11 protein-coding genes and 1 pseudogene are annotated in these 13,074 nt (G+C 72.4%); 9 read left to right on the top strand and 3 right to left on the bottom strand.

Annotated features, from left to right (window positions below; genetic code table 11):
* The 3 genes and pseudogenes from AOK24_RS00660 to pgfA all read left to right on the top strand — a co-directional run.
* Positions 1 to 790: pseudogene (locus tag AOK24_RS00660) on the top strand (lytic transglycosylase); the annotation flags it as partial.
* Positions 791 to 944: 154 nt separating this feature from the next.
* Positions 945 to 1,079 (top strand): SPW_0924 family protein, encoded by a 135-nt coding sequence (locus AOK24_RS47190; RefSeq protein WP_107103858.1) that lies wholly within the window; start codon positions 945 to 947, stop codon positions 1,077 to 1,079.
* 10 nt (positions 1,080 to 1,089) lie between these two features.
* Positions 1,090 to 2,076 (top strand): cell envelope lipid trafficking protein PgfA, encoded by a 987-nt coding sequence (gene pgfA / locus AOK24_RS00655; RefSeq protein ID WP_055718049.1) that lies wholly within the window; start codon positions 1,090 to 1,092, stop codon positions 2,074 to 2,076.
* A gap of 101 nt (positions 2,077 to 2,177) precedes the next feature.
* On the opposite strand, the gene hrpB is transcribed toward pgfA, so the two are convergent.
* Both hrpB and AOK24_RS00645 read right to left on the bottom strand, forming a co-directional pair.
* Positions 2,178 to 4,679: an ATP-dependent helicase HrpB gene (hrpB, locus tag AOK24_RS00650; protein ID WP_055718048.1), complete on the bottom strand. Its 2,502-nt coding sequence runs from the start codon at positions 4,677 to 4,679 to the stop codon at positions 2,178 to 2,180.
* Between the two features lie 46 nt (positions 4,680 to 4,725).
* The gene (locus AOK24_RS00645; protein WP_055718047.1) at positions 4,726 to 5,544 is read right to left on the bottom strand and encodes a class I SAM-dependent methyltransferase; all 819 of its coding nucleotides are present in this window, start codon (positions 5,542 to 5,544) and stop codon (positions 4,726 to 4,728) included.
* A 397-nt stretch (positions 5,545 to 5,941) separates the two neighbouring features.
* Between AOK24_RS00645 and rpsA the strand changes: the two genes are divergently transcribed.
* The 5 genes from rpsA (at position 5,942) to AOK24_RS52175 (ending at position 11,791) form a co-directional block, all read left to right on the top strand.
* The gene (rpsA, locus tag AOK24_RS00640) at positions 5,942 to 7,438 is read left to right on the top strand and encodes a 30S ribosomal protein S1 (RefSeq protein ID WP_055718046.1); all 1,497 of its coding nucleotides are present in this window, start codon (positions 5,942 to 5,944) and stop codon (positions 7,436 to 7,438) included.
* Between the two features lie 188 nt (positions 7,439 to 7,626).
* Complete coding sequence (locus AOK24_RS00635) at positions 7,627 to 9,207, top strand: NAD(P)/FAD-dependent oxidoreductase (RefSeq protein WP_055718045.1); 1,581 nt, start codon at positions 7,627 to 7,629, stop codon at positions 9,205 to 9,207.
* Positions 9,208 to 9,297: 90 nt separating this feature from the next.
* On the top strand, positions 9,298 to 10,236 hold the full coding sequence (locus tag AOK24_RS00630) for a PAC2 family protein (RefSeq protein WP_055718044.1): 939 nt from the start codon (positions 9,298 to 9,300) through the stop codon (positions 10,234 to 10,236).
* Positions 10,237 to 10,694: 458 nt separating this feature from the next.
* Positions 10,695 to 11,300, top strand: a complete 606-nt coding sequence (gene coaE, locus AOK24_RS00625) for a dephospho-CoA kinase (RefSeq protein ID WP_055718043.1) — start codon at positions 10,695 to 10,697, stop codon at positions 11,298 to 11,300.
* 104 nt (positions 11,301 to 11,404) lie between these two features.
* Positions 11,405 to 11,791: a tetratricopeptide repeat protein gene (locus tag AOK24_RS52175; protein ID WP_055718042.1), complete on the top strand. Its 387-nt coding sequence runs from the start codon at positions 11,405 to 11,407 to the stop codon at positions 11,789 to 11,791.
* Between the two features lie 43 nt (positions 11,792 to 11,834).
* On the opposite strand, the gene AOK24_RS00615 is transcribed toward AOK24_RS52175, so the two are convergent.
* Positions 11,835 to 12,092 carry a DUF6343 family protein gene (locus AOK24_RS00615; RefSeq protein ID WP_055718051.1) on the bottom strand — a complete coding sequence of 86 codons (258 nt, stop codon included), beginning with the start codon at positions 12,090 to 12,092 and terminating at the stop codon, positions 11,835 to 11,837.
* 89 nt (positions 12,093 to 12,181) lie between these two features.
* Here AOK24_RS00615 and AOK24_RS00610 point away from each other — a divergent pair.
* On the top strand, positions 12,182 to 13,074 hold an 893-nt coding region (locus tag AOK24_RS00610), incomplete at its 3' end, for an acyltransferase domain-containing protein (RefSeq protein WP_063799364.1).

Raw genomic sequence — 13,074 nt, 5'->3', positions numbered from 1 at the left:
GACGCCCACGGACACGGTCCGCCGCCTGGAGGACGCCGGCACGGGCAAGCTGACCGCGACCGCGGGGAGCGCCTTCGCGCAGCGGATCGGCACCCGCGCGGAGACCGCCGACGGCAAGGCCGTCGCCAAGGTCCGCGTCCGCTTCCTGATCGTCGGCGACACGGACACCACGTTCACCGGCGGCGAGAAGCTCGCGACGGCCACGACCGACGCGAAGGGCGTCGCCACGGCGCCCGCGCTCCAGGCGGGCGAGAAGACCGGCTCGTTCATCGTCCGCGCGCTGGTCATCGGCCGTACGGTCGACCCGGTCGACTACGCGGCGAGCGTCGACGCCCGCTCCGCCGACCTGATCTCGAACCTCCTGAACGGCCTGCTGACCACCGTCGCGGGCGGCGAGTTCACCGACCAGGTCCAGGTCAAGGCCACGCGGAAGGGCGCCGCCGCCGGGAAGGTCGCCGCGACCGCCACCCTGGTCGCCGCCCCCGGCGACACCGCGGCCAACGACAAGGGCCCGTACTTCAAGGGCGCCGACGGCAAGCCCGTGCGCACGCTGACCGGCCTGACGACGGACCTGCTCGGCGTCCTGAAGCTGCCCAAGCTGTACGCGGACGACAACGCCGGGACGTTCCTGCTGAAGATCACGACGACCGGGGGCGCGAGCCTCACCGTCGAACTGACGGTCACGGCGGTGCCGACGGCCACGCCCGACCCGGAGCCCGAACCGAGCGGTTCGCCCTCTGCGAGCCCCTCGCCGAGCGGATCGACCGAAGCCTCACCCTCGGCCTCCTAGGCCCGCACAGGCCCGTACAGCAGCCTCGGCGCCCCCCTCCCGGTCTTCAGGACGGAGGCGCCGAGGCTGTTCTCATCTCGGCCGCCCGTTGCTACGGTGCCGGCACCTGACACACCGTCAGGTTCGTCGGGTCCGTCAGGTCCGGGAGGTCCGTATGCGCGCCCTCATCGCCGCCGCGGCCGGTCTGGCCGTCGCCCTCGCCCTCGTCCTGACGATCAGCGCCGTCGGCGCGCCCACCGGCAGGACGTCGCCGAAACCGCTGCTGACGACCGTGCCCGCGCACCCGTGAGGAGGGCGCGATGCGCCGCAGAGCCGCCCTGATCCTGCTCGCCCTCGCCGTCTTCTTCGCGTCCCTCGCGCCCCTGCTGCGCTGGTACGCCTTCCCCCGGCTCGCCAAGATCCCCGCGAACACCTACCAGGCGACCGTCCTGGAGGCCCGCAACGCGACCCTCCTCGACTACGGCACCCTGCGCGCGCGTACGGTCCCCAAAGTCACCATCGTCCAGACCCTCAAGGGCAACGTCGAGGAGTCCGAGCGCGTCGAGAAGACCGCCGGCAAGGACGTCGTCGTCTGGGACGGCCTCTCCTACGTCGTCGGCCCCGACGGCAAGATGGTCTCCAAGGTCCCCGAGCGGTACATCTTCGACGCGCACACGCAGGCGCCCGTCCACGCCGACGGCGAGATGGTCGACGGCGACCCCGTCACCCGCCGGGGCATCGAGTTCAAGTGGCCCTTCCTCGTGGAGAAACGGGACTACGAGTACTTCGACGCGCAGACCCGTACGTCGGCCCCGATCCACTACAAGGGCACCCGCACGTTCCGCGGCCTGACGGTCTACTACTTCGAGCAGACCGTCCCCTGGACGCAGGTCCCCATGCCGAAGACGATGCCGGTCGCCGGGATCACCCCCGAGACCATCGCCTCCACCGGCACGACCCGCTGGTACACCACCGTCCGCAAGTTCTGGGTCGAACCGCTCACCGGGGCACCCGTCAACGGCGAGGAGGTCCACAAGGAGGAGCTGCGCGGAGGGACGCTCCTGGGCGGGCGCGAGAAGGTCACCGCGTTCGCCGGGGACGTCAAGATGCGCGAGGACTACATCGAGCACACGGTCGACCTCGTGAAGAGTAACCGCACGCTCGTGCTGCTCATGACGTCGTACCTGCCCTGGGGGTTCGCCGGACTGGGACTCTCCCTGCTGGCCCTCGCGCTCCTCCTGGAGGCCAGGGGAAGGCGCCCGATCACCCCGCGCGCGGAGCCGTCGCCCGAGCCGGTCAGTGTGTGAGCCGGTCAGTGTGTGAGCCGGTCAGTGTGTGAGCCGGTCGGCGCCCGAGCCGGTCAGCGTCTGAACCGGTCGGTGTCTGAGCCGGTCGGCGTCCGAGGCGTTCAGCGTCTGAGGCGGGCGTTCGTGTGGCGGGTCGGTTCGGCCGTCGCCGGGTCCTCGGGCCACGGGTGCTTGGGGTACCGGCCGCGCAACTCCGCGCGTACGCCCCGGTAGCCGTCCCGCCAGAACGACGCGAGATCCGCCGTGACGGCGACCGGCCGCCCCGCCGGGGACAGCAGATGGACCACCACCGGCACACCGGCCACCCGGGGCGACTCCTGGAGCCCGAACATCTCCTGCAACTTCACGGCCAGCACAGGCCGTTCGGGATCCCCGTAGTCGACGCGGACACTCGACCCGCTGGGTACGACGATCCGCTCCGGCGCCAGCGCGTCCAGCTTCCCGGCCTCCCCGGACGCCCACGGCAGCAGCCGCCCCAGCGCGTTCCCGGCATCGATCCGCGCGAGGTCCTTGCGCTGCCGGGCCCTCCCCAGCTCCGGCTCCAGCCACTCGTCCACGCGCGCGTGCAGTGCCTCGTCGGAGACGTCCGGCCAGGGCTCCCCGACCCGCGCGCGCAGAAACGCGAGCCGCTGCCGCAGGCCCGCCCCCGCGTCGGACCACCGCAACACGCCGAACCCTTCCTGCCGCAGGCCCTCCAGGAGGGCGGCACGTACGAGCCCGGCGTCGGCGTTCTTCAGGGGCCGCACCGCCAGCTCGACGGCCCCCAGCCGCTCCACCCGCCGCGCGACGACGTCCCCGCCGGCCCACCGGACCTCCTCCCGCTCGTCGAGCAGCGCGCCCGCCGCCCACCGCGCGGTGTCCTCGTCGACGACCGCCGCGAGCTGCACGCGCGCGTGCCCCTTCCCGACGGGGCGGTCGGCCACGGCGATCGCCAGCCAGGGGGACGGCCGGAGGGGAGAGCCCTCGCGGAGTTCCGCGCGGGTGCCGGAGAGCATGAGGTAGGTGCCGCCGTCGAGTCTGGCGAGACGTTCGGGGAAGGCGAGGGCGGCGATCAGGGCCGGGGCGCGGGTGTCGTCGGCAGTGGGTGCCGTACCGGTGCCGGGCGTCCCGGAGGCGACCCCGCGCAGGCGCCGTACCTCCGTCCGCCAGCGCGCGCTGTACGCGTCGCCCCCGCGCCGGGCGGCCCGCAGTGCGGCGGTGAGGTCGTCGCCGTACTCGCGGGGGGCCTCTTCGCTCAGGAGGGCCACCGCCTCGGCTGCCGGGTGGGCGCCCAGGGCTGTGGTGCCGTCCAGGAGGGCACGGCCCAGGCGGGGGTGCAGGCCCAGGCGGGACAGGTGGATGCCGCGTTCGGTGGCCCGGCCTGTGGGGTCGACCGCGCCGATCGCCGTGAGGAGGCCGCGGGCCGCCGCCATCGCGCCCGGCGGTGGCGGGTCGAGGAGTGCCAGCGAAGTGGCCTCAGGATCGCCCCAGCAGGCCGCCTGGAGGGCGAACGCGGCGAGGTCGGCCACTTTGATCTCGGGCGCGGGAAAACGCGGCAGACGGGCGTTCTCGGCCTCCGGCCAGCAGCGGTAGACGGTGCCGGGCGCCTCACGGCCCGCCCGGCCGGCCCGCTGCCGTGCCGACGCCTGGGACGCCCGTACGGTCGCCAGCGCGCTCAGCCCGCGTGCGTGGTCGACCCGAGGCTCACGCGCCAGCCCGGAGTCCACGACCACGCGCACCCCGGGAACCGTGAGCGACGACTCCGCGACGGACGTCGCGAGGACGACCCTGCGCCGCGTACCGGGTGAGAGCACCGCGTCCTGCACGGCGGCCGGCGCGCGCCCGTGCACCTGGAGGACCTCGACGTCCCCGCCCAGCTGCCCCGCGACCCGCGCGATCTCGCCCACGCCGGGCAGGAAGCACAGCACGTCGCCTGCCCGCTCGGCGAGCGCCCGCCGCACCACCGACGCGACGTGCGCGAGCAGCGCCGGATCGACCCACGTGCCGTGCGGCGGCCGTACCCCGCGCGCGGGCGGCGCCCACACGGTCTCGACCGGGTACGACACCCCCCGCGCCTCCACCACGGGTGCCCCGCCCAGCAGTTCGGCCCACCCCTGGGCGTCCGTCGTCGCGGACGCCGCCACGAGCCGCAACTCCGGCCGCAGCGCCTCCCGCACGTCCCACAGGAACGCGGCGGCGGTGTCCGCGTCCAGATGCCGCTCATGGCACTCGTCCAGCACGACGACGTCGACCCCGGCCAGCTCCTGGTCCCGCTGGAGCCGTTGCAGCAGCACCCCGGTCGTCACCACCTCGACCCGCGTACGCCGCCCGACGACCCGTTCCCCGCGCACGGTGTACCCGACGCGTTCCCCGGCCTCCTCGCCGAGCAGCCACGCCATCCGCCGGGCGGCGGCCCGCGCGGCGATCCGCCGGGGCTCGGCGACGACGACCGTGCGCGCGGGCCCCTCCCCGAGCAGCCCCGCCAGCGCCAGCGGCACGAGCGTCGTCTTCCCCGTCCCCGGGGGCGCCACGAGAACGGCCGTCCCGCGCGCGTCCAGGGCGTCACCGAGCGCGGGCAGCGCGCTGCGGACGGGGAGGGCGTCGAGGGCGTCGTAGCGGATCACGGGACCCAGTGTCGGCCACGCGCGCGGACGCCCCCTTCACGTCACCTCAGTCGCGCTCGCACGTGAAGATCGCCGTCCCCGGGATCAAGGTGCCCCGCAGTGGCGACCAGCCGCCCCACTCGGACGTGTTCCAGGCCGGCCACTCCGGCTCGGTGAGGTCGACGAGGCGGAAGCCGGACGTGACGATGTCGCGGACGCGGTCGCCCAGGGTGCGGTGGTGCTCGACGTAGACGGCGCTGCCCTCGGCGTCCTGCTCGACGTACGGGGTGCGGTCGAAGTAGGAGGCGGAGACCGTCAGGCCCTCGGGGCCGGGTTCGTCGGGGAAGGCCCAGCGGATCGGGTGGGTGACCGAGAAGACGAACCGGCCGCCCGGGCGCAGGACGCGGCGTACCTCGCGCAGGACCTGGGCGGGGTCGGCGACGAACGGCAGGGCGCCGTACGCGGAGCACGCGAGGTCGAAGGAGCCGTCCGCGAAGGGTAGGACGCCCGCGTCGGCGCAGACGAGGGGGACGGAGCCGCCGATGCGCAGGGAGTGCTGGAGCTGGCGGTGGGAGATGTCGAGGGCGACGGGCCGGGCGCCCTGCGCGGCGAGCCACCGCGAGCACTGGGCGGCGCCCGCGCCGATCTCCAGGACCGCGAGGCCCGCCAGCTTCTCGGCGGGGCCCAGGAGTTCGGCCTCCACCTCGTCGAGCCCCTCGGGGCCCCACACGAAGCGGTCGTCGCCGAGGAACGTGCCGTGCTCGACCTGGTACTCGTCCGCGTTGCGGTCCCACCAGCCCCGGTTCGCGCGGGCGCTCTCCGTGACGCCCGCTGCACGCCGGGTGGCCTCGGAGTCGGATTCGGGGTCGTGGTCCACGGCGGACATCGTTGGCTCTTGGATGATCGGCTCCCTCGTCGTACTCTTCCGTCACCCTTTTTCGGGGACAGGCGCCCGCGCGGGTGTCACGGAAGGGGTCTCACGGGCCTGCGTTGGCCTCCAGAGACGCTTCTTGTGCCGGGTATGCGGCGATCCGCCCCGGGTGTGCGCCTTCGCGCATTGACCCCGTCCGGCTGCCCCCGTATGCTACAAGTTGCGCTGCGGGCCTGCGCTCCTCAGACGTAGCAGGCTGCGCTCGCATCTGTTGTAGTCCCCTCGGTTTTCGAGGCGTTGCCGGGTCTCCCGGTGTGCCGTCTCTTTGGCTGTCCGGCTTCTTCAGAGCGATACGGGCTCCCGGCGTAGCAGTACCTACGACTTTCTGTCCGTAACCGGAGCCCTTTCCCACATGACGAGCAGCACCGAGACCACCGCCACCACCCCGCAGGTTGCGGTCAACGACATCGGTAACGAGGAAGCCTTCCTCGCCGCGATCGACGAGACGATCAAGTACTTCAACGACGGCGACATCGTCGACGGCGTCATCGTGAAGGTCGACCGGGACGAGGTCCTGCTCGACATCGGTTACAAGACCGAAGGCGTCATCCCGAGCCGCGAACTCTCCATCAAGCACGACGTCGACCCGAACGAGGTCGTCGCCGTCGGTGACGAGATCGAGGCCCTGGTTCTCCAGAAGGAGGACAAGGAAGGCCGTCTGATCCTGTCCAAGAAGCGCGCGCAGTACGAGCGCGCCTGGGGCACGATCGAGAAGATCAAGGAAGAAGACGGCATCGTCACCGGTACCGTCATCGAGGTCGTCAAGGGTGGTCTCATCCTCGACATCGGCCTCCGTGGCTTCCTCCCGGCCTCCCTCGTCGAGATGCGTCGTGTCCGCGACCTCCAGCCGTACGTCGGCAAGGAGCTCGAGGCCAAGATCATCGAGCTGGACAAGAACCGCAACAACGTGGTCCTGTCCCGCCGTGCCTGGCTGGAGCAGACCCAGTCCGAGGTCCGCCAGACGTTCCTCACGACCCTCCAGAAGGGCCAGGTCCGCTCCGGCGTCGTCTCCTCGATCGTCAACTTCGGTGCCTTCGTGGACCTGGGCGGCGTCGACGGTCTCGTCCACGTCTCCGAGCTGTCCTGGAAGCACATCGACCACCCCTCCGAGGTCGTCGAGGTCGGCCAGGAGGTCACGGTCGAGGTCCTGGACGTCGACATGGACCGCGAGCGCGTCTCCCTGTCGCTGAAGGCGACCCAGGAAGACCCGTGGCAGCAGTTCGCGCGCACGCACCAGATCGGTCAGGTCGTGCCCGGCAAGGTCACGAAGCTCGTTCCGTTCGGTGCGTTCGTCCGCGTCGACGAGGGCATCGAGGGCCTGGTCCACATCTCCGAGCTGGCCGAGCGCCACGTGGAGATCCCGGAGCAGGTCGTCCAGGTCAACGACGAGATCTTCGTCAAGGTCATCGACATCGACCTGGAGCGTCGCCGGATCTCGCTGTCCCTCAAGCAGGCCAACGAGTCCTTCGGCGCCGACCCGGCCTCGGTCGAGTTCGACCCGACCCTGTACGGCATGGCCGCGTCCTACGACGACCAGGGCAACTACATCTACCCCGAGGGCTTCGACCCCGAGACCAACGACTGGCTCGAGGGCTTCGAGGCTCAGCGCGAGGTGTGGGAGAACCAGTACGCCGAGGCGCAGTCCCGCTTCGAGCAGCACCAGCAGCAGGTCATCAAGAGCCGCGAGGCCGACGCCGCTGCCGCTGCCGAGGGCGGCGACGCCGCGGGTGCGGCTCCGGCCGCGGGCGGTGGCTCGTACTCCTCCGAGGGCGCGGACACGTCCGGCGCGCTCGCCTCGGACGAGGCGCTGGCCGCCCTGCGCGAGAAGCTGGCGGGCGGCCAGAGCTGACCGCTCACCGCACGACCGGCGCTCACTGAGCGGTAGTTGACGACTGAAGGGCCGTACCTTTCGAGGTGCGGCCCTTCAGTCGTCCCCGGCCTCTCCGAAACCCACCGGACACAGCGGCAACCACCGTGCCGTAACTGGATGTTGAGACGCTTCCCGGCAGTTGTTCATGATCGGGAAGGGGCTCAGTCATGGCACGGACGCGTGACCGGCGGACGTTCTTGCGGGACGTGGGGATCACCGGCGGAGCGGGAGCGCTCTTCGCCACCATGGGGGCGCTGGGACTCGCCCCCACCGCGCGCGCCGAGGAGTACCGGCCGCCCAGGGGCGGGGACCTGAGCACCACCGGACGCCGCCCGGCCAAGGTGGTCGTGATCGGCGGCGGGATCGCCGGACTGACCGTCGCCTACGAACTCGGCAGAGCCGGCTACGACTGCACGGTCCTGGAGGCGAGAGCACGCACGGGCGGCCGGAACTTCACCGTCCGCGGCGGGGACCGGACGACCGACCTGTACGGCCACACGCAGACCGCGCGGTTCGCCGACGGGCAGTACCTGAACGCGGGACCCGCGCGGATACCCCAGTGGATGGTGACCCTGGACTACTGCCGCGAACTCGGCGTCCCCGTCGAGGTGTTCACCAACGCCAACGCGGACGCCTACCTCTACAACGAGTCCGCCGGCATGACCGCGCCGGTCCGCCACCGCACCGCCAAGGCCGACGTCTACGGGTACGTCTCCGAACTGCTCGCCAAGGCCACCGACCAGGGAGCGCTGGACGAGCGGCTGACCGGCACCGACCAGGAACGGCTGGTCGAGTTCCTCAAGGACTGGGGGGAACTCGGCGACCGGCTGACGTACGAGGGCGGGGAGCGGCGCGGATACGCGACCGTCCCGGCCGCCGCCGGGACACCCGGAGTGCCGCTGGGGAACGTGCCGAGCGCCTCGGAGGTGTTCGCGAGCGGTGTCGGCCGGTACTTCTCCTTCGAGTTCGGCTTCGACCAGGCGATGCTGATGTTCCAGCCGGTCGGCGGGATGGACCGGATACCGCTGGCGCTCACCCGCGCGGTGGGGGCCCACCGCGTGCGGACGGGAGCGGTCGTGTCGCGGATCACCGACACCGGCCGGGGCGTCACCGTCACCTACACCCAGGCGGGCCGCACGAAGGCCGTCGACGCCGACTACGCCGTCGCCGCGCTCCCGCCCAACATCCTCGCCAAAGTGCCGCACAACCTCGGCTCCGCGGTGCAGTCCGCGCTGGAGGCGATCACCCCGTCGTCGGCCGGGAAGATCGGCCTGGAGTACCGGTCGCGGTGGTGGGAACTGGACCACCGGATCTACGGCGGGATCACCGAGACCGACCAGGACGTCGTGCACATCTGGCATCCGTCGTACGGGTTCGGCGGCGAGCGCGGCGTCCTGGTCGGCTACTACAACTACGGTGCGAACGCCGACGCGTACGCGCGCCTGCGGCCCGAGGAGCGCGAACGGCGCGCGGTGGCCGCGGGGGTGAAGATCTACGGCGAGAAGTACCGGAGCGAACTCGTCTCGTCGTTCTCGCACCACTGGCGTCAGACGCCCCATCTGGAGGCCGCCTGGCACACCACCCCCGGGGGACCCGACGACGTCCGCTACAAACCGCTGAACGAGCCCACGGGCCGGGTCTGGTTCGCCGGCGACTGGCTCAGCCACACGGACGCCTGGCAGCACGGCGCGTTCACCTCCGCGCGCAGGGCGGTGACCTCGCTCCACGCGCGCGTGCTCGTGTCCTGAGGGGATTCACCCGACCGAGGGTGCGGGGACCGGGAATGTCCGAGCCCTCCTGGACGTTGTGCGATACGAACACGAGGAGGAGCGGTCCAAGTGCTTGATCCGCAGGGTTTGTACGCATGGGAGCCGAAAGGGCTGGCGGTCGTCGACATGGCGCTCGCCCAGGAGTCGGCCGGACTTGTCATGCTCTACCACTTCGACGGATACATCGACGCCGGCGACACCGGCGACCAGATCGTGGAGGGCCTCCTCGACGGGCTGCCCAACCAGGTGGTGGCCCGCTTCGACCACGACCGGCTCGTCGACTACCGCGCGCGGCGCCCGCTGCTCACGTTCAAGCGCGACCGCTGGCAGGACTACGAGGAGCCGTCGATCGACGTCCGCCTCGTGCAGGACGCCACTGGCGCGCCCTTCCTCCTGCTGTCCGGGCCCGAGCCGGACGTCGAGTGGGAGCGGTTCGCGGCGGCCGTCAAGCAGATCGTGGAGCGGCTCGGCGTACGCCTGTCGGTGACGTTCCACGGCATCCCCATGGGCGTCCCGCACACCCGCCCCGTCGGCCTCACCCCGCACGGCAACCGTACGGACCTGGTCCCCGGCCACCGCAGCCCCTTCGACGAGGCGCAGGTGCCCGGCAGCGCCGAGGCGCTCGTCGAGTACCGCCTCATGGAGGCCGGCCACGACGTCCTCGGCGTCGCCGCGCACGTCCCGCACTACATCGCCCGCTCCGCCTACCCGGACGCCTCCCTCACCGTCCTGGAGGCCATCACCGCCGCCACCGGCCTTGTCCTGCCCGCCCTCGCGCACACCCTGCGCACGGAGGCCCACCGCACCCAGACCGAGATCGACCGCCAGATCCGCGAGGGCGACGAGGAACTCACGTCCCTCGTGGAGGGCCTTGAGCACCAGTACGACGCCGTCGCGGGCGCCGAGACCCGCGGCAACATGCTCGCGGAACCCGTCGACATCCCCTCGGCGGACGAGATCGGCAGGGAGTTCGAGAAGTTCCTCGCGGAGCGGGAGGGGGAGGGCTGAGACCCGCTCCTGCCGGGCGGGCCGGNNCCGGCCCGCCCGGCAGGAGCGCGGGTGTTGCGGGGCGCGGGTGTGTGTTTCGGGGTGCGGGGCTGGACCTGCGGCGGCAGCGGCTCGCAGGCGCGCGGGTGTTCAGGGTGCGGGGGTTGACTGGCAGCGGCTCGCGCGCGGGCGGGTGTTCGCCGGTTCTCTACGGCTGCCTGCGGCTGGTCGTCGCCACAGCCACGCGCGGGCGGACGTCCGGGCGGCGGCGTGGCGCGCGGTGCTGGTGAGGGCGCCGCAGCCTCGCGCGCGCGGGCAGGCGTGGGCCGGGAGTTCGAGTCCACGGTGAACCGGCGCCGCAGCCTCGCGCGCACGCGTTCGTCCGTTGGCCCGGGGCGCGTACGGATGCGACCGGGCCCCCGTCGGTCCGCACTCCCCGGCCGAGGCCCGATGTCAGTGGCGGGATCTAAGCTGTCAGCATGCTGACAGTGGGGCTGACCGGCGGCATCGGGGCCGGTAAGAGCGAGGTTTCGCGGTTGCTGGTCGAGGCCGGGGCCGTGCTGGTCGACGCGGACCGGATCGCGCGGGAGGTGGTCGCGCCGGGGACGGATGGGCTCGCGGCGGTCGTGGAGGCGTTCGGAGCGGGGGTGTTGGGGGAGGACGGCGCGCTGGACCGCCCGAAGCTCGGGGCGATCGTGTTCGCCGACCCCGAGAAGCTGGCCCTGCTCAACTCGATCGTCCACCCCCTGGTCGGCGCCCGGTCCCGGGAGCTGGAGGCGGCGGCTCCGGCGGACGCGGTCGTCGTGCACGACGTACCCCTCCTCGCCGAGAACGGGCTCGCCTCGCTGTACGACCTCGTGATCGTGGTCGACGTCGCGCCCGAGACGCAGCTCGACCGGCTCGTGCGGCTGCGCGGGATGACCGAGGACGACGCCCGCGCGAGGATGGCCGCGCAGGCCACGCGGGAGAAGCGCCGGGCGATCGCCGACATCGTGATCGACAACGACGTACCGCTGGCGGAGCTGGAGCGGCGCGTGCGCGAGGTGTGGGACGAACTGGTGCGCAGGGCCCGGGGGGAGGGGTGAAAGCGCAGGTCCTGGCGGTGCGCGCGGCCGGGTGTGGCCGCGTCGTAGGAATAGCGGGCCCCGTGCGGGGCGTTGAACGCTGTCAGTGAGGGAAGGACCTTTCCGTGCCCGAAACCAGCGGTTCGACCGGACGTTCTCCGGAGACGCATGTCATCGACTTCCGCGCCGCCGAGCAGTTGCTCGCCGCGCGGGACCCGCGGGGCGCGGTGAAGCTGCTCGACGGGGTCATCGCCGCGCACCCCGAGAACACCGCCGCCCGCCTCCTGCGCGCGCGTGCCTTCTTCGCGGCGGCGCAACTGCGCCCGGCGGAGCTGGAGTTCACGATCGTCCTGGAGCGCGAGCCGGACAACGCGTTCGCCCACTTCGCGCTCGCGCGCACGTACGAGCGGCAGGGCCGCGACGACCAGGCGAAGCGCCACTTCCGGCTGGCCGCGGCGCTGGACCCGAACCCGGAGTACCTGAAGGCCGCGCGGTTCGACGCGCAGGGCTGACGACCGCGACCGGCGCCCGCGCGAGAGGGTCCGCGTACGGAACTCAGTGCTCCGGCGGCCGGTACGGCGGCACGTCGCGGCCCGGCTGCCAGTGCGGGCCCTGCCGGATGTGCCGCAGGATCAGCGTCAGGTCGATCATGATCACCAGCCACAGCGCACCGCAGGCCGCGGCCCAGCCGGGGCGGCCCGCCAGCGCGAACGCGGCCGTACCGAAGACGGCCCAGGCCAGACCCCACAGGCTCAGCCACAGTCGCATCCGCAGCGCACTGCGCGCGGTCGTCGGCTCACTGCCCGTACGCATCGGGATCACTACTCCTTCCTGAAACGTACTCTTCGGTGGAGACGTTCTCCAGAGGTGCCGGTTCTTCCGGAGCTACAGGGGGTGTGTTCGTGGAACTCAGGGACGGTGTGTCCGTGCTCGCCGACACCGACGGGCTGGTGGAGGCGCTGCTCGATCTCGGGGTGTCGCACCAGGACATCGAGGAACCGGTCCGGCTGAGCCGCCAGGTCCTCGGCGACGACCTCGCCCGCGAGGCCCTGGAGCGCGGGGCCGCGGAACTCGTCCGGGACATGGGGACGGTGACCGGCGGCGTGGACCTGCCCCGGTACCCCGGCGCGTCCCGGGCCGTCGCCCGGTGGTTCCCGCTGTACGTCTTCGTCGCCGCGCTGCCCTTCGTGCGCGCGTACCACCGGGAGCGCGGGATCTCTGGTGACGTCAGCCGGCGGACCCTCGCCGACGTCGGGCGCGGGGTCGCCGTCCACCGGCGGTGGCACGGGACCGGGGGGATCATGACCGCGCGGTGGCTCTCCCTCCATCTGCGCGGGGAGCTGTACCAGCTGGGGCGGTTGCAGTTCCAGCGGGGGGTCGTTCCCGAGGTGCTGAGGGAGTCCGTCGCCGCCGCCGGATTCTCCGCCGGGGAGCCCGCGCTCGGGCTGCACATCCCCGACTTCATGGGCCCGCTCAGCCCCGAGTCCTGCGACCGGTCCCTCGCGCGCGCCCGCGAGTTCTTCGCCGCGCACTTCCCCGAGGAGCCGTACCGGATCGCCACGTGCGGGTCCTGGCTGCTCGACCCCCAGCTGAAGCGGTACCTGCCGGCCGACTCCAACATCGTCCGCTTCCAGGAGCGGTTCCACGTCCACCCGCTGGAGGAGGAGCACGACATGACGCCCGTGCGCTTCGTGTTCGGGTCCACGCAGGTGGAGCTGGCGGAGCTGCCCCGGCGGACCGTCGTGGAGCGGGCCGTGGTGGAGCATCTGGAGGGGGGCGGGCACTGGTACGGCGG

Origin of the sequence: Streptomyces niveiscabiei, assembly GCF_001419795.1 — a bacterium.
Taxonomy (GTDB): domain Bacteria; phylum Actinomycetota; class Actinomycetes; order Streptomycetales; family Streptomycetaceae; genus Streptomyces; species Streptomyces niveiscabiei.
Note: the sequence above shows the minus strand (reverse complement) of the source record. Positions and strands in the feature narration are given on the sequence as shown.

Coding starts and splice junctions, on each gene's coding strand:
- AOK24_RS47190 (WP_107103858.1), top strand. CDS start 945: ATGCGCGCCCTCATCGCCGCCGCGGCCGGTCTGGCCGTCGCCCTCGCC.
- pgfA (WP_055718049.1), top strand. CDS start 1,090: ATGCGCCGCAGAGCCGCCCTGATCCTGCTCGCCCTCGCCGTCTTCTTC.
- AOK24_RS00645 (WP_055718047.1), bottom strand. CDS start 5,544: ATGTCCGCCGTGGACCACGACCCCGAATCCGACTCCGAGGCCACCCGG.
- rpsA (WP_055718046.1), top strand. CDS start 5,942: ATGACGAGCAGCACCGAGACCACCGCCACCACCCCGCAGGTTGCGGTC.
- AOK24_RS00635 (WP_055718045.1), top strand. CDS start 7,627: ATGGCACGGACGCGTGACCGGCGGACGTTCTTGCGGGACGTGGGGATC.
- coaE (WP_055718043.1), top strand. CDS start 10,695: ATGCTGACAGTGGGGCTGACCGGCGGCATCGGGGCCGGTAAGAGCGAG.
- AOK24_RS00615 (WP_055718051.1), bottom strand. CDS start 12,092: ATGCGTACGGGCAGTGAGCCGACGACCGCGCGCAGTGCGCTGCGGATG.